Source organism: Mycobacterium sp. (assembly GCF_035633495.1).
GTDB lineage: Bacteria > Actinomycetota > Actinomycetes > Mycobacteriales > Mycobacteriaceae > Mycobacterium.
In genome coordinates this window covers 43,844-62,592 of sequence record NZ_DASQEU010000143.1, presented here as the reverse complement: position 1 = coordinate 62,592, position 18,749 = coordinate 43,844, and the positions used below count along the sequence as shown (strand labels likewise).

The window sequence follows — 18,749 nt, the reverse complement described above, 5'->3', positions numbered from 1 at the left end:
GCGCCAGAAAAGGGGGGAGGGCTAGAAGCGGCCGCCGCCACCGCCCCAGCCGCCGCCGGAGCCGCCGAACGATCCTGGACTCCAGCCGCCACCGCCACCGACGCTGCCGCCGATCCCGCCGCGCAGTGCGCCCGACAGGATGTTGCCGATGAGGATGCCGCCGAGGATGGCGCCGGTGTTGCCGCCGCCGCTGAACCCACCCGGGCCGCTGTAGCGCCCGGTGTACTGGCGCTGGGCCGCAGTGACGTCGGCGTTCGCCATGGACTGAGCCTGCGCCGCCCGCATCGCGGCACCGTTGGCGTGCTGGATGGCTTCCGAGAGGTTGGTCGACTTGAGGGCCTGCGCGGCCTCCAGCTGACGCACGGCCTCCGCCAGCCGGGTGCGCGCCTCGGGTCCGACGCTGCCGCGGCGGGTGTCGATGAAGTCCGACACCGAACGCACCTGCGACTGAGCGCTGAACAGTGCCTGATCGAACGCTCGATTCAAGCGTGCCGCTGTCTCGAGTTCGTCACCGATGTCCGCCAGCAGCCGGTCGAGTTGCGCGTCGGCCTGCGTCAGCTGCGTAAACGTGCCCAGCGGATTCGAGGTACCCGCGTTCTGCGCCTGCGCGACGGCCATCGCGGCTGCGTCGCGCGCCGTGGTCAACTCGGAAGCGCGTCTGACGTTGCCCCGCGCGAGTTGGGCGGCAGCGGCGTTGATGCCGTTCTGGATGTCGGCGATCGCCGCCGGGAGCGCGGCCACCGCCCGGTTGATGTCGGTGGACGCGCTGTCGACGGAGTCGAGCAAGGTGCGGGCCTGGCCCAACGCGGATTCCGCTGCCCGGATCGCGTCGACGAGCCCGCCCTGGCTACCCGCCGGCTTGGCGACGAGCGCGCGGCCTTTGGTGATGTTCTGGTCGGCGAACGACAAGCGCTGCTTGGCGGTGTCGACGTTGCCCGCCACGGATGCCAACGCGGTCTCGGAGAACTGCGAGTGCAGTGCCGCGAGTGTCTGCCCGGCGGGTTCGATGCGCGCCGTCAGGTCGACCATCTGCTGGGTGAGGGTGTCCAGTCGGTCCGGCGCATTGATGATCAGGTCGCGCAGCTTGCCGAAGGCCTCGCGTTGCGCCTCGAGTTCGTCGTCGGCCCTGGCGGCCGCCACGATGACGCGGGTAAGCAGATCGCGGCGCTGCGCAGGCGTCTCGGGGACGGTGTCGTCGAGGATCTGGCGGACGTTGAACGCTTGCGCGAGCGCCGTTTTCGCTCCTGACACGGCCTGGACGAAGGGGGCGGTGTCTCTCTCGCCGAACTCCTCGACCGCCAAGGTCAGCTCGTTGTCGCTGGTGCGTACGGCATTGTCGACTTCGACGACGACCGACTTCGATAGGTCGTCGAGTGCGTCGGGGGACAGCGACGCCAGCGCGTTGGGATCTGCCGGGTCGACCCGCTGCGCGGCGGCGAACTCCGCCTCGCGGCGCTTGCGTCGCCTGCGCCCGCGCCACATCACCAACGCCAGGACCGCCAGGGCGATGATCGCGAGGAAGATGACGACACCGACCCAGGAGACGCTCCCGGTCGAGGTGCCGTCGTTCTTCAACCCGGTGGCAGCGGCGGTCGCGGCACCCGCCCAGTCGCCTTGCCGCAACGCCGGTTCCACCTCGTTTCGGCGAAGACTCGCCTGATCGGAGTCGCTCAGGATCGCGGTGCCCGCCAGCAGGGCGTAGTCGCGGTCCTGGGTGGCGACCGCGAGGATCGCATCCTGGTCGGGCTGAAAGTTGTTGATCTGCATGGCCCTTTGCGCCCAGGCCGTTCCCGTCTGGCCGGAGAAGCTGTCGACGTAGACCACCCACAGCCGAACCCGGCGGGCGGTGTAGAGGTCGTCGACGGCTCCACTCACGTCGCTGAGGGCACTGGCGTCCAACACTCCCGCGTCGTCGGTGACGTAGTCGGTCAGCCGAGACGGGGGCACGGCGCCGGCCATCGGGAGGTTCGGCGCCAGCAGTGCGCCCACGGTCAGTACCGCGAGAAGCAGGCTCAGGAGGCGGGCAGCCCGTGCGATGCGCATGACCGCCAATGTAGTGCGCCGGACCCGACGGGAACCGGAGACCGGCGGAGCGTCCTGGCAGACTGTGCGTCGGTGGCGCACTCCAAGGATCTCTACGACGACTTCGACCGGCAACGCATGGTGGTCGAGGCGCCGAAGGGTGCTGCCTTGCCGGGGACCGACACCGAACACCGCACCGACTTCGCCCGCGACCGCGCAAGGGTCCTGCACAGCGCCGCCTTTCGCCGGCTGGCCGACAAGACGCAGGTCGTCGGGCCGCGGCAGAGCGAGACACCGCGGACGCGGTTGACGCACTCGTTGGAGGTCGCCCAGATCGGCCGCGGAATGGCCGTCGGGCTGGGGTGTGACCCCGACCTCGTCGACCTCGCGGGCCTGGCGCACGACATCGGCCACCCGCCCTACGGGCACAACGGCGAGCGGGCCCTCGACGAGCTGGCAGGAGACTTCGGCGGGTTCGAGGGCAATGCCCAGAACTTTAGGATCCTGACGAAGATGGAGCCGAAAGTCCTTGATGGACAGGGTGTTAGCGCGGGACTGAACCTCACTCGAGCCGCCCTGGACGCGGTGACGAAGTATCCGTGGTTCCGCGGCCCCGAGAAGGGCAAGTTCGGCTTCTACGCCGACGACGTGGTGGCGGCGAGCTGGGTGCGCGAGGGAACGCCCAAGGGCAAGCCCTGCCTGGAGGCCCAGGTGATGGACTGGGCCGACGACGTGGCGTACTCGGTGCACGACGTCGAGGACGGCGTGGTCTCCGGCCGCATCGACCTGCGAGTGCTCGCCGACGAGGACGCGGTCGACGTGCTCGGCCGGCTCGGTGAGGCCAGCGGTATGGGCGGCGGGCTCGCCGCGGACGACCTGGTCGCGGCGGCCGAGCGGCTGTCGGCACTTCCGGTGGTCGCCGCCGTCGGCAAGTACGACGGGACCTTGGCCGCATCGGTCGCGTTGAAGACGCTGACCAGTGAGTTCGTCGGGCGATTCGCGTCGGCCGCCATCGCCGCCACCCGGGAGCGGACCGGCCCCGGTCCGCTGGTCCGCTATCGGGCCGACCTGTCGGTCCCCGCGACCGTGCGGGCCGAGGTCGTCCTGCTCAAGATTCTCGCGCTGCAGTTCATCATGTCGGACCCGCCACACCTGGAACTGCAGGCGCGGCAACGCGAACGCATCCACGCCGTCGCCCGGTTCCTGTTGGCCAGGGCGCCTGCCACCCTCGATCCGATCTTCGTCCCGGAGTTCAACGCCGCGGCCGACGACGGGGCCCGTCTGCGGGTGATCCGCGACCAGATCGCGTCGTACACCGAGGGGCGGGTGGAGCGTCTCGGACCGGTGTGAGAACCGGGGCGGCGGGGTCGTGGCGCACGCATAGACTGTGCCGGTGGCGGCAGCGGGCAGGAGCGATGCGACTCGGGGCGGGAGGATTCCCGACCGTGACATCGCCTCCATTCGCGAAAGCACCCGCATCGAGGACGTGGTCGGCGACTACGTGCAGTTGCGGCGCGCGGGAGCCGACTCGCTGAAGGGGTTGTGCCCGTTCCACGACGAGAAGTCACCGTCGTTCCACGTCCGGCCCAACCACGGCCACTTCCATTGCTTCGGGTGCGGCGAGGGCGGTGACGTCTACGCGTTTCTGCAGAAGATCGAGCACGTCAGCTTCGTCGAGTCGGTCGAGATGCTCGCCGACCGCATCGGCTACACCGTCACATACACCGGCGCCTCGGCCACCAACGTCCAGAGGGACCGGGGCAGCCGCAGCAGGCTGATCGCCGCCAACGCGGCGGCACAGGCGTTCTACGCCGAGGCGCTGCAGTCGGCCGAGGCCTTGCCCGCCCGGCAGTATCTGCTCGGGCGCAACTTCGATGCCGAGGCGGCCGCTCAGTTCGGCTGCGGGTTCGCGCCGTCCGGATGGGACACGCTCACGAAACACCTGTTGCGCAAGGGTTTCGAGTTCAAGGAGCTGGAGGCCGCGGGCCTGTCGCGGGAAGGTCGTCGTGGCCCGATGGACCGCTTCCACCGACGGTTGTTGTGGCCCATCCGGGTGTCCAGCGGTGAGGTCATCGGCTTCGGCGCGCGTCGGTTGTTCGACGACGATCACATGGACGCCAAGTACGTCAACACTCCGGAGACGGTGCTCTACAAGAAGTCGAACGTCCTCTTTGGGCTCGACCTGGCCAAGCGCGACATCGCCAAGGGCCATCAGGCCGTCGTCGTGGAGGGCTACACGGACGTCATGGCGATGCATCTGGCGGGCGTGACGACGGCCGTCGCGTCCTGCGGCACGGCATTCGGCGAGGAGCACCTCGCGATGCTGCGGCGACTCATGATGGACGACAACTTCTTTCGTGGTGAGCTGATCTACGTGTTCGACGGCGATGCGGCGGGCCGGGCCGCGGCGGTCAAGGCGTTCGAGGGTGAACAGAACCTCTCCGGACAGTCCTTCGTCGCGGTCGCGGACGAGGGCATGGATCCCTGCGATCTGCGGTTGAAGTCCGGCGACGGCGCGCTGCGCGACCTCGTCGCGCGACGAACCCCGTTGTTCGAGTTCGTGATTCGCACTGCGCTCGCCGATCACGATCTCGACAGTGCGGAGGGCCGGGTCTCTGCGCTACGCCGTTGCGTCCCGATGGCGGCGAGGATCAAGGATCCGACGCTGCGCGACGAATACGCCCGTCAGTTGGCGGGCTGGGTCGGCTGGGACGACGTCGCCCAGGTCATCGGCCGTGTGCGGGAGACCGCCAAGGCCGGTGGCGGCGCACCTCGACGTGATGCGCGCAGGGGAGCGAACCCGGCTGCCGGGCCCACCGTCACCGTGGCACGCCCGGACCCGCGGGATCCGACCCTGTGGCCGCAGCGCGAGGCGCTCAAGGCCGCGCTGCAGTATCCCGCGATCGCCGGACCCGTCTTCGACACGTTGACGGTCGAGAGCTTCACCCATCCGGGCTATGCCGCGGTGCGCACCGCGATCGCGGCGGCGGGCGGAATGTCGTCCGGCGGCTCGGGAGGGCAGTGGATCGACGCGGTCCGCGAGCAGACGGCGTCGCCCCAGGCGGCGAATCTAGTCAACGAACTCGGGGTGGAGGCATTCCGGGTCGACGACGACGAGCGCCTGGCCCGCTACATCGGCGGCGTGCTGGCCAGGTTGCAGGAAGTGTGGGTCGGCAGGCAGATCGCCGAGATGAAGTCCAAGCTGCAGCGCATGTCGCCCGTCGACAACGACGACGATTACAACGCGTTGTTCGGCGATCTCGTCGCGATGGAGACCTACCGTCGCAGCCTGTTGGAACGGGCGAGCGGCGACGACCTTAATGCGTGAACCGCCTCGTCACGCTATGGTGAGTTCGCTGTCAGACCAATGGAAGGGTGCCTCATGACCATCCGAGCACGCCGACTCGTGTCCGCGGGAGCCCTGGCGGTCGCCGCCGCTGCCGCTCCGCTCGCGATCGCCTTGACCGGTGGCGCCGGCCACGCCGAAGCTGCGCCCTGTCTGGCCTGGTACGGCAACAAGGAAGACGGCATCTGCCTGGGCTACTCGAACGGCAATGCGACCAATATCGGCACGCCGAACTTCGGCAACAACGGATCCAACGGCGGGTTCGGCGTCTCAACCAGCCCGCTACTTCCCGGCCAGACCTGGACTCAGGGAATCGGTTAGCGGCTCTCCGCCTCGGGTTGCCACACCGAGGTCTGTGCGTCTATCGGCGTCAACGTCCCCATCGTCGGATCGGGCGACACCCGGTCGGCGATTCGCCGTCGTCCAGCATCCAGTACCGCCTTGGTCGCCGGGCTGCCCGTGACCGCGCGGTACGTGCCTGCGAGTTGCTCGTAACGGCGCCTGCCGGCCTTCGCGCCCAAGACGTAGCCGACAGCCATGACGGCGGCGATCCGGATCACTGAACCCCCTTCATTCGACGGTGCATGCATCCATCCTGCCTCGTGCGGGCGAGGCGTGACGGAAGGAGTCGGGCACCCCCCCGTCACGTGCCCGATACCCGGCTTCGGGAGCCCATGCGCTAGAGTCAGCGTTCGGTTCTCGGGCATGCCCCGCAGGCCGACGAGCATTCCCCTGTAGCTCAATTGGCAGAGCTTCCGACTGTTAATCGGACGGTTCGTGGTTCGAGTCCACGCGGGGGAGCTTCAGTTTTCAGTTATTCGGCGTTCTGCTCTTGGTGCTCGTCGGCGTCGGGGATGTGCTCGGGGTGCAGCATTTCGGCGTAGCGCAACTGCCCGGGAATCCCGAATCCCTCGACCAGGAGCTCGGCGTGCGGGCGTAGCTTGCGGCACCGGTCGTTGATGCCCCGGGTGACGGCCTTGGAGCGCTCGGTGGACAGGAAGCGGTGCTCCATGAACCACGCCTTGTCATCCTCGATCACCGACAGCGCGTAGAGGTCGCACACCATGCCGAGGATCTCGCGTGCCTTCTCGTCCTCGCAGGTGTCGATGCCCGCGACGAACGATTCCAGGGTGATGCGGTCGATGTGCGCCTTGGCGGCGTGCAACACGTGGTCCTGAACGGCGTTGAACGCGTCGAACGGAGACATCTCCTTGGACTTGCCCTGCAGTCGACGTGCGACGGACGCGAGCATGTACTCCTCGCGGTCCTCGAACATCTTCACCTGTGTGCCGCGGTTGAACAGCGAGCCCTCCTCCTCGTTGTCCTCACGCGAGTCGACGATCGTCTGCATGATCGTCTGCGCCGCGGTCCGCTTGATCACCCGCTCGCCGGCGAAGTTCGCCGCGAAGCGCACCCACTGCGCCGGGCTCATGCTCTTGACGTCGTCGGCGTACGCGGTCAGCAGTTCCTTCGCCACCAGCTGCGTGAGCACGTGGTTGTCGCCCTCGAACGTGGTGAACACGTCGGTGTCGGCCTTGAGCGCGATCAGCCGGTTCTCCGCCAGATAGCCTGCGCCGCCGCAGGCTTCGCGCGCCTCCTGGATGGCGCGAGTGGCGTGCCACGTGTTGGCGGCCTTGAGGCCGGCAGCGCGGGATTCGAGTTCTCGTTGCTCCTCGGCGTCCGGGTCGTCGGAGGTCTGAAGCTCGTGACACTTGGCCACCAGCTCGTTCTGGGCGAACTGCAGGGCGTACGACTTCGCGATCAACGGGAACAGTCGGCGCTGATGAACGAGGTAGTCCATGATCAGCACCTCCTCTTCGGCCCCGGGTGCCTCGAACTGCCTGCGCTCCAGCGCATATCGCGTCGCGATGTCGAGTGCCACCCGCGCCGCAGCACCGGCGCTACCGCCGACCGTGACCCGTCCGCGGATCAGTGTGCCGAGCATCGTGAAGAACCGGCGGCCCTGGTTCTCGATCGGTGAACTGTAGGTGCCGTCCTCCGCGACGTCGGCGTACTTGTTCAGCAGGTTCTCCCGCGGGACCCGCACCTGGTCGAACTGGATCCGGCCGTTGTCGACGCCCGGCAGACCACCCTTGTACTGGCAGTCCGACGTCGTCACGCCCGGCAGGTCGTTGCCGTCGTCGTCTCGGATCGGCACGACGAGGCAGTGCACGCCGTGGCTCTCTCCCTTGGTGAACAGCTGCGCGAAGACGGCCGCCACCCGTGCCGTGTTCGCGGCGCCGCCGATGTAGTCCTTGCGCGAGGACGGGGTGGGGGAGTCGATGACGAACTCCTGCGTATCCGGGTCGTACGTCGCGGTGGTCTCGAGCGCTTGCACGTCGCTGCCGTGCCCGGTCTCGGTCATGGCAAAGCAACCCAGCAAGTCCAGATCGATGAGCCTCTTGACGTAGGCCTCGTGGTGGCGCTCGGTGCCGAGATTCTCGATCGCGCCGCCGAACAGGCCCCACTGCACGCCGGCCTTCACCATGAGTGACAGGTCGGACATCGCCAACATCTCGATCTGCGTCACCGCGGCGCCAACGTCGCCGTTGCCGCCGTGCTCCTTCTTGAAGCCGTCCTCGGCGGCACCATTGGCGGCCATGATCCGCATCTGCTCGGTGACCTTGGTGCGGGCGATCACGGTGTTCGGCGTGTAGTGCGGCCTGAAGACCTCGGAGGAGAGTTCTTGTCGCATCCGGTTCTTCATGTCCCGCCAGCGGCCGTCGAGCGCATTGCGGACATGATCAGCGGTGGTGGTCATCTTTCCACGGTATCCCCCGAAAGCGATCGTGAAACTGTGATGTGGCAAACCCAGGCAATCCTGAGTGGGTCGGGCCAATCAGGCTGGCGTTGAATCATCGACATGACAGATCCGGACCCCTCGCAGCCGCCGACCGGGCTGCCCCTCGACATCGACCACCGGCATGCCGACGTCACTGGCGGCTGGCTGCGGGCCGCCACGTTCGGGGCGATGGATGGACTGGTCAGCAACACGGCACTCATCGCAGGCGTCGCGGCGGGCGCGGGCGCGAACGCCGTGGTGCTGGCCGGCGTGGCGGGCCTTCTCGCGGGCGCGTTCTCGATGGCACTGGGGGAGTACACCTCGGTGACGACGGCCAACGAGCAGATCGAATCCGAGGTCCGCGTCGAGCGACGATCCTTCCGGAAGAACCCGGAAGCCGAGCGCAACGAACTCATCGGCATGTTGGTGGCTTTGGGGATCACCGAGGCGACGGCCACCGCGGCCACCCACGAGATTCACGAGGACGAGAACCGCGCGCTGAACTTCCACCTCGTCCAGGAGTTGGGCATCGACCCGAACGAGAAGCCGTCGCCGTGGGTGGCGGCCGGGTCGTCGTTCGTGATGTTCGCGATCGGCGCGATCGTCCCGCTGATCCCGTACCTGCTGGGCTTCTCGTCGCTCTGGTTCGGGCTGGCCTGTGGCGGCGTGGGGCTGCTCGTCGCGGGTGGGGTGGCCGCCTACTTCACTCGCCGGGCGGTGTGGCTGGGCTCCTTGCGGCAGTTGGCCTTTGGTGCGATTGCGATCGCGGCGACCTATGTCGTCGGCACACTCATCGGAACTTCCGTCGGGTAGAACTCAGCTCGTCGCCGCGCCGACGCCCGTCAATGCTCGACTCCGTAACCGCCACGAAGATCCTTGTGGGCGGCCTTCAACGTGCGTCCACACAGCGCCACCAGCTCATCGACGTCAAGGGCCGACTCATCGCCCAGTTTCCTGAGCCACGAGGTCTCTTCGTCCTTCAGCGCGGTCCACCTCTGCTGTCCTTCGACGATGTTCAGATCGTCGAATGCAGGGACGTCGGGGATTTCGGTGGCGGCCTGCACCAGTTGCTTCTTGCAGGTGTCCAGCTGCGCCAGCGAGTAGCCGTGCTCGCGGAATTGACGGTCCCATTCGTCAAGAATCAATGCGGTGAGGTCGCGAACCGGTTCCGCGGCATAGATCATCAGCTCGGCGATGCCGTCGTCCAACCCGAGGCGTGCACGGAATTCGTAGAGCTGCCTGATGGCCTCCGCCCGTCTTTCGCTCGGGCTCGCGTCGGTGCCTGCAAGACTTTCTGCTCCGCGCATGAGGTGCAGGGTCGCTGAGATCAGCGACTTCAGGACGGCCTTCTTATCGTCTCCGGCACGCTTCTCGTAGTCCAGGACGAGTTCGTGCGCCCTGTCGTCTCGCTTGGTTCTGGCATCGATGCGCTTCGTCCAAATCGCCACGGCCGCAGTCGATAGAACGGATACCACCGGCACTAGCGTCGTCGAGACCACGGTCAGCACAGTCATGCTGGATCAGTCTGCCCGATCTGGTCGAACCGCATGCGGTTGTCGTCGAGTTCGATTCAGCTGTCGCTGCCGACGGTAAGGGCGACGGCCTCGTCGCGCGCCTCTTCCTCGGGCGCCTCGGCGTCGTCGACGTGGGTCAGGTGTGGCCGGGTAGCGACCATGACCCCCGCGCCGAGCAGGACCGCTGCCGCCCCGACCCAGAACGGCAGGTGCGCGTTGAACGTCTCGCCGAGGACGCCCGCGAGCCACGGTGCCACGGCGCCGCCGCCGAATCGCAGGAAGCTGTAGGCGGCCGACGCGACGCCGCGCTCGACGGGCGCGGCCTTCATCACCGTCTCCGTGATCAGTGTGTTGTTGACGCCGATGAACAGGCCTGCGATCACCACACACGTCGCCAGCAGTGCCTTGCTGTCCGTCCCGACCGCCATCACGGCGAGAAGCAGCGAGAATGCGAGCAGGTTGAGGATCAGCACCCGCACGGTGCCGAACCGATGCTGTAGTCGCGGCGCAACTACCAACGAGGTGAACGCCAAGGCTGGCCTCGTAGAGGATGATCGCCTGGGCCACCGGGCCGCGGGCCGAGTTGACGATGGTGGCCAGCGCGGTCGCGATGAACACTGCGTTGCCCAGCCCCCACAGGGCCCGCCATCCGACGATGCCCATCACGGAGTCGGACATGCCCGCCAGTCCCGCCCCGGCGATGATGATCACCAGCCCGATCAGCAGGGTGCGCTTGGGTCCGATCCGGCTGGACACGACCCCGGTGATGAGCATCGCGACGCCCATGACGGCCATGTAGCTGGTGAACAGCAGCGACACCTGGGACGGCGTGGCGTGGAGGTTGTCGGCGATCGGCTTCAGGATCGGATCCACCAGGCCGATGCCCATGAAGGCGACGACGGAGGCGAAGGCGACGGCCCAGACGGCCTTGGGTTGGCGCCACATGGGCGGCTGCTCCTTTCTTTGGTGGGGGTTCAGCGGTCGTGCCGGGCGTCCTCGAGGATCGCGCGCATGACGCGGACGGCCTCGGTGAGGGACTCGCGGTCGACCGGCTCGAGACGTTCCAGGTAGGGGTCGACGATGGCGCCACGGTCGGCGCGCACGCGGGCCAGGACTTCCTTGCCCCGCGGGGTGATGCTGATCAGCACGGCGCGCGCGTCGGCCGGATCGGTGATGCGTGACACCAGCCCGCCGTCTTCGAGTCGACGGACCTGCGTGGTCATGGTCGGCTGCGAGCAGTGGTCGAAGGCGGCGAGGTCGGAGATGCGGGCCGCGCCCTGGTCCTCGATCGTGGACAACAGCCGGGCCTGTGCGTACGGCAGTTCCATCTTGACGCGCTGAGTGGCGAGCCGGTTGAGCCTGGCGACCACGGACAACAGATCCCCGGCGAGGGAGGTGTCGGCAGCGGGTTGCGTCGTGGGCGGAAGGGCCATGCCCCATGCTTACATAGAATCTCTATGTACATCAAACGCTACCGGATCGTGGCCATGGTCACAGCCGGCTGAGACTGCTCTTGGTGGACAGCTGGCAGAATCGAGAAATGGCCCAGACCGGGAGCGAGACCGGCGGCGGCGCACCTCCACGGGCTGGCTCGATGAAGCCCGACGAGTTGGCGCACGCCGCCGTCATGGCCGCGCTGTGCGCAGCCACCGCGATCATCGCGGTCGTCGTCCCCTTCGCCGCAGGTCTGTCGGTGCTCGGCACCGTCCCCATGGGGCTGCTCGCCTACCGTCACCGCTTCCGGGTACTCATCGCGGCGACCGTCGCCGGCGGCATCGTCGCCTTCCTGATCGCCGGATTCGGCGGACTGATGACGGTCTTCAACTGCGCCTACATCGGCGGCCTGACCGGGATCGTCAAGCGCCGTGGGCGCGGCACTGCGACGATCACCTTCGCGGCATTGATCGCGGGCGCGGTGTTCGGCGTGTTCGGCGTCGCCTTCCTGATGGTCTTCCACCGGATCCGCGACCTGGTCTTCGAGTCGATGACGGCCAACGTCAATGGCATCGCCGCGGTGCTCGAACGCATCTCCGGCCTGGAGGCGGCTGCAGAGCGACTCAGGGACGACTTCGCGACGGTGCTGACCTACTGGCCCGTGCTGATCATCGGCTCCAGCATTCTCAGCATTGGCTCCGTCACCCTCATCGGATGGTGGGCGTTGTCCCGAGTGCTCGTGCGCCTGTCCGGCGTACCCGACGTGCACAAGCTCGATGTCGTCGACTCGGCCCAACCCGTCGGTCCGGTGCCCGCCCGGTTCCGCGACGTCCGCTTCCGCTACGACGGCGCGGGTCACGATGCGCTCGGCCCGATGTCCCTGTTCGTCGCCGAGGGTGAACACGTCGCCGTCACCGGCCCCAACGGGTCGGGTAAGACGACCCTGATGCTCGTGCTGTCGGGCCGGCCCCCGACTGCCGGCACCGTGGACCGGCCCGGAGCGGTCGGCCTCGGCAAGGTCGGTGGAACCGCGGTCGTCATGCAGCACCCCGAGAGTCAGGTCCTGGGTAGCCGCGTCGCCGACGACGTCGTGTTCGGCCTCCCGCCGGGTGCCACCACGGACGTCGACCGACTGCTCGCGGAGGTCGGGCTGGACGGGTTGGCCGAACGTGACACCGGCGGTCTGTCGGGCGGCGAACTGCAGCGGCTCGCAGTCGCGGCGGCCCTGGCGCGGGAGCCGTCGTTGCTGATCGCCGACGAGGTCACCAGCATGGTCGACCAGCAGGGCCGCGAAGCGCTCATCTCCGTACTGTCGGGGCTGACCAAGAGGCACCGAATGTCGTTGGTGCACATCACGCACTACAACGACGAGGCCGAGTCGGCGGATCGAGTAATCGACCTCACGGGCAACGGTGGCACCGCGGACAACGTCGAGATGGTCAGCACCGCGCCTGCACCGGCCCCCACCGGTGCGCAGACCCGGCGCGGCGGGTCACCTCTGCTGGAACTCAAGGGCATCGGGCACGAGTACGGACTGGGAACCCCTTGGGCGTCAACCGCATTGCGTGACGTGGACCTCGTCGTCAACGAGGGTGACGGCGTCCTGATCCACGGCCTCAACGGGTCGGGGAAGTCGACGCTGGCGTGGATCATGGCGGGCCTGCTGGCGCCGACCTCCGGGACCTGCCTGCTGGACGGTAGCCCCGTCACGGAACAGGCTGGCGCCGTGGCGATCTCGTTCCAGGCCGCGAGATTGCAGCTGATGCGCGGGCGCGTCGACATGGAGATCGCGTCGGCGGCCGGACTGGACTACTACGACCACTCGCAGATCGTCGCGGCGCTGGCCATGGTCGGCCTCGACCCGACGATCGGGCTGCGGCGCATCGACCAGCTCAGCGGCGGGCAGATGCGTCGGGTGGTGCTGGCGGGACTGCTGGCCCGCAAGCCGCGGGTGCTGATCCTCGACGAGCCACTGGCCGGCCTGGACGCCGCGAGTCAACGCGGCTTGCTGGGGCTGCTGTCCGCCCTGCGCCGGGACGCGGGGCTGACGGTCATCGTCATCTCGCACGACTTCTCCGGCCTCGAGGAACTGTGCCCGCGCACGTTGCACCTGCGCGACGGCGCCGTCATGCCCGCACCCACGACGGCGGGAGGTGTCGCGTGACCGCGCCCCAGCGCCGCCCGTCCCGACCCGTCGTGCTGCTCCGGCCGGTACCTGGCCGCAGCGTCATCCACGAGCTGTGGGCGGGCACGAAGCTCCTCGTCGTCGCCGTCATCGGTGTCCTGCTCACGCTCTATCCGGGCTGGGTGCCCATCGCCCTGGTCGCCGCGCTCGTCCTGGTCACGGCGTGGATCGCCCGCATTCCCCGTGGCGTGTTGCCGTCCGTGCCTCGCTGGCTATGGGGGTTGCTGTTTTTCGGTGCGTTGACGGCGTCGTTCGCCGGCGGAAGCCCCCGCGTCGTCGTCGCGTCCCTGGACCTCGGACTCGGTGGACTGCTGAAGTTCCTTCAGATCACGGTGCTCTCGATCGTTCTGCTCGGGCTCGGCGGGTTGATCTCGTGGACCACCAACGTCGCAGAGATCGCGCCGGCGGTGGCGAAGATCGGCAGACCGCTGCGGCTGCTGCGTCTTCCGGTCGACGACTGGGCGGTCACGCTTTCGCTTGCGCTGCGGGCCTTTCCGATGCTCATCGACGAGTTCCGCGTGCTGTTCGCCGCCCGCAAGCTCAGGCCCCGTGAGCCTGCCACCACGGCGAGGGAACGGCGACGCCGAATGTCCAGGGAGATCATCGATCTGCTCGCGGCGGCCGTCACCGTGGCCCTGCGGCGCGCCGACGAGATGGGTGATGCGATCACGGCGCGCGGTGGCGCGGGTCAGATCTCCGCGCTGCCGTCACGGCCGGGGTGGGCTGACGCCGTGGCCGGTGCGGTCGTCATCGGGATATGTGCCGCCGCGGTGTACGTCGAGCTGTTCACCCCGCTGGCGACGAGCTAGATTTGCTCGCTCGAACACCCCGGCGAGTGGGCACTTGATCCACGTTCGCCAAGAGAAAGGCGTGGGGTAATCCACGTTCGGCGGGGAGGTGGCTAGCGATCTGCAGCGGCATTCGCCGCGGACTGGGCGTCGGAGAGGCTGCTCGGCACGTCGCGACGGCCGAGGAACATCTCGTCGAAGTACGGCTTGATGGCTTGATACCCCGCGGCGAAACCGGGCCCACCCGGCGCTGCGATGCGGGGCCCGTCCAGCACCTTGAAGAACGGGGTCACGTCGACGCCCCTCGCGGCCCAGTGGTCGAAGTACGCGGGCTGGGCCGCGATGACGGCCGGGATCGCCGCGCCGTAGGCCCCGAGGAATTCGTTGCCGCGGGTGCTGCCCATCCAGGCGAGCACTTCGCGGACGGCGTCCGGATGCGGCGAGGCGGCATTGCCTGCGGCGGCGATTCCGTTGGTGACGCTGACGCGACCCGTCGGACCCGTCGGCAGCATGGTCACCCCCCAGCGGAACGGCGCCTGGTCGGCGATCGCGGCCAAATTGTAGGTGCCGGACTGAAACAGGGCCATCCGTCCCTGCAGGAATCGGTTGCGCGAGAAGTCACCGTTGTCGTTGGTATCGGACGCCGGGGGAGCGACGTGGTCGTCGTTGATGAGTCCGACCAGATACTCGAACGCCTGGATCGCCGCAGGATTGTCGAACGCGAACCGGTCGCCGTCTTGGAACGATCCTCCCGCCGAGCCGATGTAGTCGAGGTAGATGCCCTGCAGGTCGTTGGCTGCGTTGTAACCCCACTGCTTGATCCTGGTCGGATCGAATTGCGTTGTGTTGGCGCGGTTTCCGTCGGCATCCACCGTCAGCCGGGCCAGCAACGGTCGCAGGGTGTCACCGGCGGAGGTCCCACCCCGTGACCACCGCAGCCCGAGCAGCTCGGCGAGGCCCACACCCGCCCGATCCAGCAGGTCGGCGTTGAAGTACACCGCGATGCCGGCGTCGGTAAGCTGAGGCACGCCCCACAGCACGCCATTGCGCGTGAACTGTTGCACCACCGGGGTTTCCCAGGCCCGAGCCGCACCCGGACCCAGCGTCTTTCCGATGTCGAGCAGCCTGCCGTTGTCGGCGTAATTGGCGAAATAGGCGTTGGAGAGCCAGAAGACGTCGTCTGCGCCGCCGCCCGCGACGTCGGTGCGCAGTGTGTCGAAGTAGGACGAGTAGGCGACGACGTTGAGGCGCACCTCGATGTCGGGGTGCTCGGTGGTGAACTCGTCGAACGATTGACGGTAGGCAGCGGCCACCTGTTCGTCCCAGAGTCGCACCGTCACCACCGTCTTGCCGGAGCGTTCGCTCGACCCGCCCAGCAGCACCGCGGCGCCGAGCAGCACCGCCAGGACGACGGCGAGCCCCCCGACGAACAGCGTGGAGAACTTCGGTCTGCGCGTCACTTGATACCCGTCACCACGATGGAGCGGACGATGTGGCGGCCGAACGCCACGAAGAGCACGATCAGGGGGACGATCGCCACCGTCGTCGCAGCCATCACCAGCGTCCACTGTGCGTCGTACCGGCGTTGCAGGCCGGCGGTGGCCACGGTCAGCACCTGCCACGTGCCGCCGCTGGTGATCACCAACGGCCACATGAAGTTGTTCCACTGCGATACGGCGGTGATCAACGCCAGCGTGACCAGAATCGGGCGGCTCGCGGGCAGCACCACGTGCACGATCACGTCGAGGGTGTTGGCGCCGTCGATCCGGGCGGCCCTGATGAGGTCGGCGGGAATCGTGCGGAAGTACTCCCGCAGCAAGAAGATCGCATACGGGGAGCCGAACATGAACGGCAACACCAAGGCCCAGAACGTGTTGCGCAGGCCGACTTCGGCCATCATCAGGTAGAGCGGAACCACGGTGACGGTGGCAGGCACCATGAGTGTCGCGACGTACACCCAGAACAGTGCGTCCCGGCCGGGAAACTCCATTCGCGCGAAGGCATATGCGGCGAACACCGAGAAGGTGAGTTGCCCGAGCAGGATGACGGCGGTCATCAGCGCCGTCACCGCCAGCGCCCTTCCGAATCCGGCGTCGGCCAGGCCGAGATAGTTCGCGAGCGTCGGCGGGGACGGCACCGACAGGGGGGATTCGGTGTTGAACTGCCGTGCCGAGGTGAACGACGTCAGCAAGCCGAGTCCGAACGGCACCAACGTGATCATCGCGAGGACGGCGAGCACCAGGTAGATCGCGGTGTTGACGACCACGCGGCCCCGTTCAGACGAGGTCATGGCTGATCCTTCGGCGGAAGTACACGTGCTGGACGAGCGTCACGCCGAGCAGCAGCACGAACAGCACGACCGCCATCACCGCGGCGCGCCCGACCGCCGCCGCACCGAACGCCTCGGCGTAGATGCGGTGCGCGATGAGGTCGGTACGGCCCTGGGGCCCACCACCCGTCAGGGCATACACGGTGTCGAAAACCTGCGCAGCGCTGACGATCCCGGTGACGAGCACGAAGAACAGTGTCGGCCGCAGCATCGGCAGCGTGATGTACCTGAACCGCTGCCAGGCATTCGCCCCGTCGGTGCGTGCCGCGTTCTGCACCTCGCGGGGGATGGCCAGGATGCCGGCGAGGAAGAACAACGTCACGTAGCCGACGTTGGTCCACACCGTGACCGCCGAGACGACGGGCAGCGCGAGCACGGGATCGGTGAGCCACTCGACGGGATAGCCAAGCACGGTGCTCACTGCGCCGTCGCTCGGCGCCAGGATCCACTTCCACAGCACGGCGATCGCCAGCGGCGAGCAGATCCACGGCAGTACGTACAGCGTCCGGAGGAATCCACTGCCCGGTAGGTTGCGGGCGAGCATTGCGGCCGCGAACAATCCGAGCACGGTTTGCAGAGGGACGACCAGAAGTATGAAGACGCCGGTGGCGGCCAGCGACGTGCCGAAGGTCTCGTCACCCAGAACCGATCGCCAATTGGTCAGCCCCACATAGTCGATCGGCCCCAGCAGGTCCCAGCTGTGCAGGCTCAGCCATCCCACGACGAGCATCGGCAGCAGCAGGAAGGTCACCACGCCGAAGAGACTGGGGGCGAGCAGCGCGTAGCCCACGACGGTGTTGCGAATGCGCAGGCGACCCATCCGATCATTAAAGGTCATGGCCGCCCCCGCGCGGACAGTGCCCACTCGTCGGTGAGCGCCTCGATCAGGCGATCATCTCGAAATCGTTGAGGGCGAAGGTTTTGTCAAAGAAAGGCTGCAGGGGTGCGTACAGGCGGAAATAGACGAACCAGCCGTCGGTGCCCACCGTCTTCATGAAGTTCTTTTCGTAGCCGGCCGGCGCGTGCGGGCCGATGAAGAGATCGACACTGCCGTCGTCGTTGTACCGCAAATCCTCCAACGTGTTGTCGAGGTTCGCGCTCCGGACGCCGCCGCCGCCGTTGTCGTAGGGCCTGCGGGTGTTCTCGCTGTAGAGGGTCAGCGCCCAGAACTGGCCGACGGGAACGTCATGGGGCACTCGCAGCCGGTAGGTCTTGTCGGCGCGCAGGGTGTTGCCGTCGCTGTCTCGTTTAGTCGTCATGTACACCTGCCCGGTGCCGACCTGGGGGTTCACCATGCCCTCGCTGCTCCCGACGGCCTCGTAGAACCAGGTGGTGCGTTCGTCGAGTTCCACGCGGGTCTCGGTTTCCTGCGCGAGCGAGAAGTCGAAGCTCTTGTACCAAGAGGTGCCGGTCCAGTACGGCTCGGCGAAGCGAGGATTGCACTGCAGGTTGCGCGCCATCAGCTCACCCATGGCCGCCCCCCTGAGCAGGATGGTCTGCAGGCGCTCGTTGGGGCAGAACGGTCTACCCTGCTCGATGCCCAAAGGCCGGATCATGGCCATCCACGCCTTGTCGATCGCGCGGACGGGTTCCTCGTCGAGGATGCTCGACAGGGTCTCCCAGTAGTCGAGGCCCCGTGGCGCCGTAGCGCTCCATTCGACGTCGATGTCTTCGATGAAACGACTCGTCGCCAGCGGCTGCCCGACACGTCCCATTTTCATCGTCGTCTTGAACGTTTGGTAGTACGAGGGAGTCTCGTCCAAGATGCGCAACAGCACACCGACGTTGTTGGTCGCGCTCTGACGCACGAAGTGGCCGGGCTTGGAGAACGTCGCCGCGTCCGCATCCGGCCCGACGATGACGTACTTGCCGCCGTTGCCGCCGTCGGGTCCGGTGAGACCGAGGTCGGCGACGGGGCGCTGCCAGAAGTCGAGGACGCCACCTGCCGTCAACCCGGCGGGGTAGTCGATCTCCAGCGGACCGTCGGCAAGGCTGATGAAGTTGAAGATGTACGGCGTCGTCAGATTGGCGGTGACGATGCCACGCTTCTCCTTGAGCGATCGCTGCACCACGAAGTCGGTCTCCCCGGTGACGCCAAAGGCCGCTGCCTGCCGGTTGCGCCACGTGGCCACGCTCACCAGCGGATGGCTCCAGAGGTAGGCCTGGACCGCCCGCTGATAGTCCATCTCGTCGAACAACCGATTCGAGGCATCCACATCGAAGTAGCCATGCACCAACTCGATGTCACCGACGGGGGTGTGGATGGTCTCGTTGCCATGCAGGGTGGCGTCTTCGAGGGCGATGCCAGGTTCGGGTGTCGCGGCCATCGTTCGTTGGTCCTTTCAGTGA

Annotated in this window: 15 protein-coding genes, 1 tRNA gene and 1 pseudogene; 7 read left to right on the top strand and 10 right to left on the bottom strand. The window is 67.5% G+C overall.

The annotated features are described in order from the left end of the window. Positions 1-21: 21 nt before the first annotated feature. On the bottom strand, positions 22-2,043 hold the full coding sequence (locus VET27_RS21110) for a TPM domain-containing protein (protein WP_526521565.1): 2,022 nt from the start codon (positions 2,041-2,043) through the stop codon (positions 22-24). A gap of 72 nt (positions 2,044-2,115) precedes the next feature. On the opposite strand from VET27_RS21110, the gene VET27_RS21105 reads away from it, so the two are divergent. From VET27_RS21105 to VET27_RS21095, 3 genes are read left to right on the top strand one after another with little or no spacing between them, the layout of a single operon-like run. Then, positions 2,116-3,372: a deoxyguanosinetriphosphate triphosphohydrolase gene (locus tag VET27_RS21105; RefSeq protein WP_526521564.1), complete on the top strand. Its 1,257-nt coding sequence runs from the start codon at positions 2,116-2,118 to the stop codon at positions 3,370-3,372. A 43-nt stretch (positions 3,373-3,415) separates the two neighbouring features. Then, the gene (dnaG, locus tag VET27_RS21100; protein WP_526521563.1) at positions 3,416-5,350 is read left to right on the top strand and encodes a DNA primase; all 1,935 of its coding nucleotides are present in this window, start codon (positions 3,416-3,418) and stop codon (positions 5,348-5,350) included. Between the two features lie 54 nt (positions 5,351-5,404). Further along, on the top strand, positions 5,405-5,689 hold the full coding sequence (locus tag VET27_RS21095; protein ID WP_526521562.1) for a DUF7155 family protein: 285 nt from the start codon (positions 5,405-5,407) through the stop codon (positions 5,687-5,689). Here the strand turns inward: VET27_RS21095 and VET27_RS21090 are convergent. Further along, a complete protein-coding gene (locus VET27_RS21090; protein ID WP_526521561.1) occupies positions 5,686-5,928 on the bottom strand; it encodes a hypothetical protein in 243 nt (80 codons plus the stop codon). The two genes, VET27_RS21095 and VET27_RS21090, sit on opposite strands and share 4 nt — an antisense overlap. A gap of 168 nt (positions 5,929-6,096) precedes the next feature. Here VET27_RS21090 and VET27_RS21085 point away from each other — a divergent pair. Beyond that, a tRNA-Asn gene (locus tag VET27_RS21085) sits at positions 6,097-6,169 on the top strand. A 13-nt stretch (positions 6,170-6,182) separates the two neighbouring features. Here the strand turns inward: VET27_RS21085 and VET27_RS21080 are convergent. Continuing rightward, positions 6,183-8,129, bottom strand: coding sequence for an acyl-CoA dehydrogenase family protein (locus VET27_RS21080; protein ID WP_526521560.1), 1,947 nt, complete (start codon positions 8,127-8,129; stop codon positions 6,183-6,185). A gap of 102 nt (positions 8,130-8,231) precedes the next feature. Here VET27_RS21080 and VET27_RS21075 point away from each other — a divergent pair, with 102 nt between their 5' ends. Continuing rightward, positions 8,232-8,963 carry a VIT1/CCC1 transporter family protein gene (locus VET27_RS21075; RefSeq protein WP_526521559.1) on the top strand — a complete coding sequence of 244 codons (732 nt, stop codon included), beginning with the start codon at positions 8,232-8,234 and terminating at the stop codon, positions 8,961-8,963. A gap of 29 nt (positions 8,964-8,992) precedes the next feature. On the opposite strand, the gene VET27_RS21070 is transcribed toward VET27_RS21075, so the two are convergent. The 3 genes and pseudogenes from VET27_RS21070 to VET27_RS21060 form a co-directional block, all read right to left on the bottom strand. After that, positions 8,993-9,598 carry a hypothetical protein gene (locus tag VET27_RS21070; protein WP_526521558.1) on the bottom strand — a complete coding sequence of 202 codons (606 nt, stop codon included), beginning with the start codon at positions 9,596-9,598 and terminating at the stop codon, positions 8,993-8,995. A 122-nt stretch (positions 9,599-9,720) separates the two neighbouring features. Then, a pseudogene (locus tag VET27_RS21065) lies at positions 9,721-10,609 on the bottom strand (MFS transporter). Positions 10,610-10,638: 29 nt separating this feature from the next. Then, a complete protein-coding gene (locus tag VET27_RS21060) occupies positions 10,639-11,097 on the bottom strand; it encodes a MarR family winged helix-turn-helix transcriptional regulator (protein ID WP_526521557.1) in 459 nt (152 codons plus the stop codon). 107 nt (positions 11,098-11,204) lie between these two features. Here VET27_RS21060 and VET27_RS21055 point away from each other — a divergent pair, with 107 nt between their 5' ends. Both VET27_RS21055 and VET27_RS21050 read left to right on the top strand, forming a co-directional pair. Further along, positions 11,205-13,262, top strand: coding sequence for a DUF2232 domain-containing protein (locus VET27_RS21055; RefSeq protein ID WP_526521556.1), 2,058 nt, complete (start codon positions 11,205-11,207; stop codon positions 13,260-13,262). After that, entirely contained in the window at positions 13,259-14,092 is an 834-nt protein-coding gene (locus tag VET27_RS21050; RefSeq protein ID WP_526521555.1) for an energy-coupling factor transporter transmembrane component T family protein, read from the top strand. Before VET27_RS21055 ends, VET27_RS21050 begins: the two co-directional genes overlap by 4 nt. A 92-nt stretch (positions 14,093-14,184) precedes the next feature. Here the strand turns inward: VET27_RS21050 and VET27_RS21045 are convergent, their stop codons facing one another. From VET27_RS21045 to VET27_RS21030, 4 genes are all read right to left on the bottom strand, one after another. Then, on the bottom strand, positions 14,185-15,531 hold the full coding sequence (locus tag VET27_RS21045) for an ABC transporter substrate-binding protein (protein WP_526521554.1): 1,347 nt from the start codon (positions 15,529-15,531) through the stop codon (positions 14,185-14,187). Next, positions 15,528-16,361 (bottom strand): carbohydrate ABC transporter permease, encoded by an 834-nt coding sequence (locus VET27_RS21040; RefSeq protein WP_526521553.1) that lies wholly within the window; start codon positions 16,359-16,361, stop codon positions 15,528-15,530. Before VET27_RS21040 ends, VET27_RS21045 begins: the two co-directional genes overlap by 4 nt. Beyond that, positions 16,348-17,220: a carbohydrate ABC transporter permease gene (locus tag VET27_RS21035; RefSeq protein ID WP_526521552.1), complete on the bottom strand. Its 873-nt coding sequence runs from the start codon at positions 17,218-17,220 to the stop codon at positions 16,348-16,350. The genes VET27_RS21040 and VET27_RS21035 overlap by 14 nt, the downstream gene beginning before the upstream one ends. A 64-nt stretch (positions 17,221-17,284) precedes the next feature. After that, positions 17,285-18,727 carry a DUF1214 domain-containing protein gene (locus tag VET27_RS21030; RefSeq protein ID WP_526521551.1) on the bottom strand — a complete coding sequence of 481 codons (1,443 nt, stop codon included), beginning with the start codon at positions 18,725-18,727 and terminating at the stop codon, positions 17,285-17,287. Positions 18,728-18,749 lie beyond the last annotated feature (22 nt).

Coding starts and splice junctions, on each gene's coding strand:
- VET27_RS21110 (WP_526521565.1), bottom strand. CDS start 2,043: ATGCGCATCGCACGGGCTGCCCGCCTCCTGAGCCTGCTTCTCGCGGTA.
- VET27_RS21035 (WP_526521552.1), bottom strand. CDS start 17,220: ATGGGTCGCCTGCGCATTCGCAACACCGTCGTGGGCTACGCGCTGCTC.
- VET27_RS21030 (WP_526521551.1), bottom strand. CDS start 18,727: ATGGCCGCGACACCCGAACCTGGCATCGCCCTCGAAGACGCCACCCTG.
- VET27_RS21095 (WP_526521562.1), top strand. CDS start 5,405: ATGACCATCCGAGCACGCCGACTCGTGTCCGCGGGAGCCCTGGCGGTC.
- VET27_RS21080 (WP_526521560.1), bottom strand. CDS start 8,129: ATGACCACCACCGCTGATCATGTCCGCAATGCGCTCGACGGCCGCTGG.
- VET27_RS21055 (WP_526521556.1), top strand. CDS start 11,205: ATGGCCCAGACCGGGAGCGAGACCGGCGGCGGCGCACCTCCACGGGCT.
- VET27_RS21060 (WP_526521557.1), bottom strand. CDS start 11,097: ATGGCCCTTCCGCCCACGACGCAACCCGCTGCCGACACCTCCCTCGCC.
- VET27_RS21075 (WP_526521559.1), top strand. CDS start 8,232: ATGACAGATCCGGACCCCTCGCAGCCGCCGACCGGGCTGCCCCTCGAC.
- VET27_RS21040 (WP_526521553.1), bottom strand. CDS start 16,361: ATGACCTCGTCTGAACGGGGCCGCGTGGTCGTCAACACCGCGATCTAC.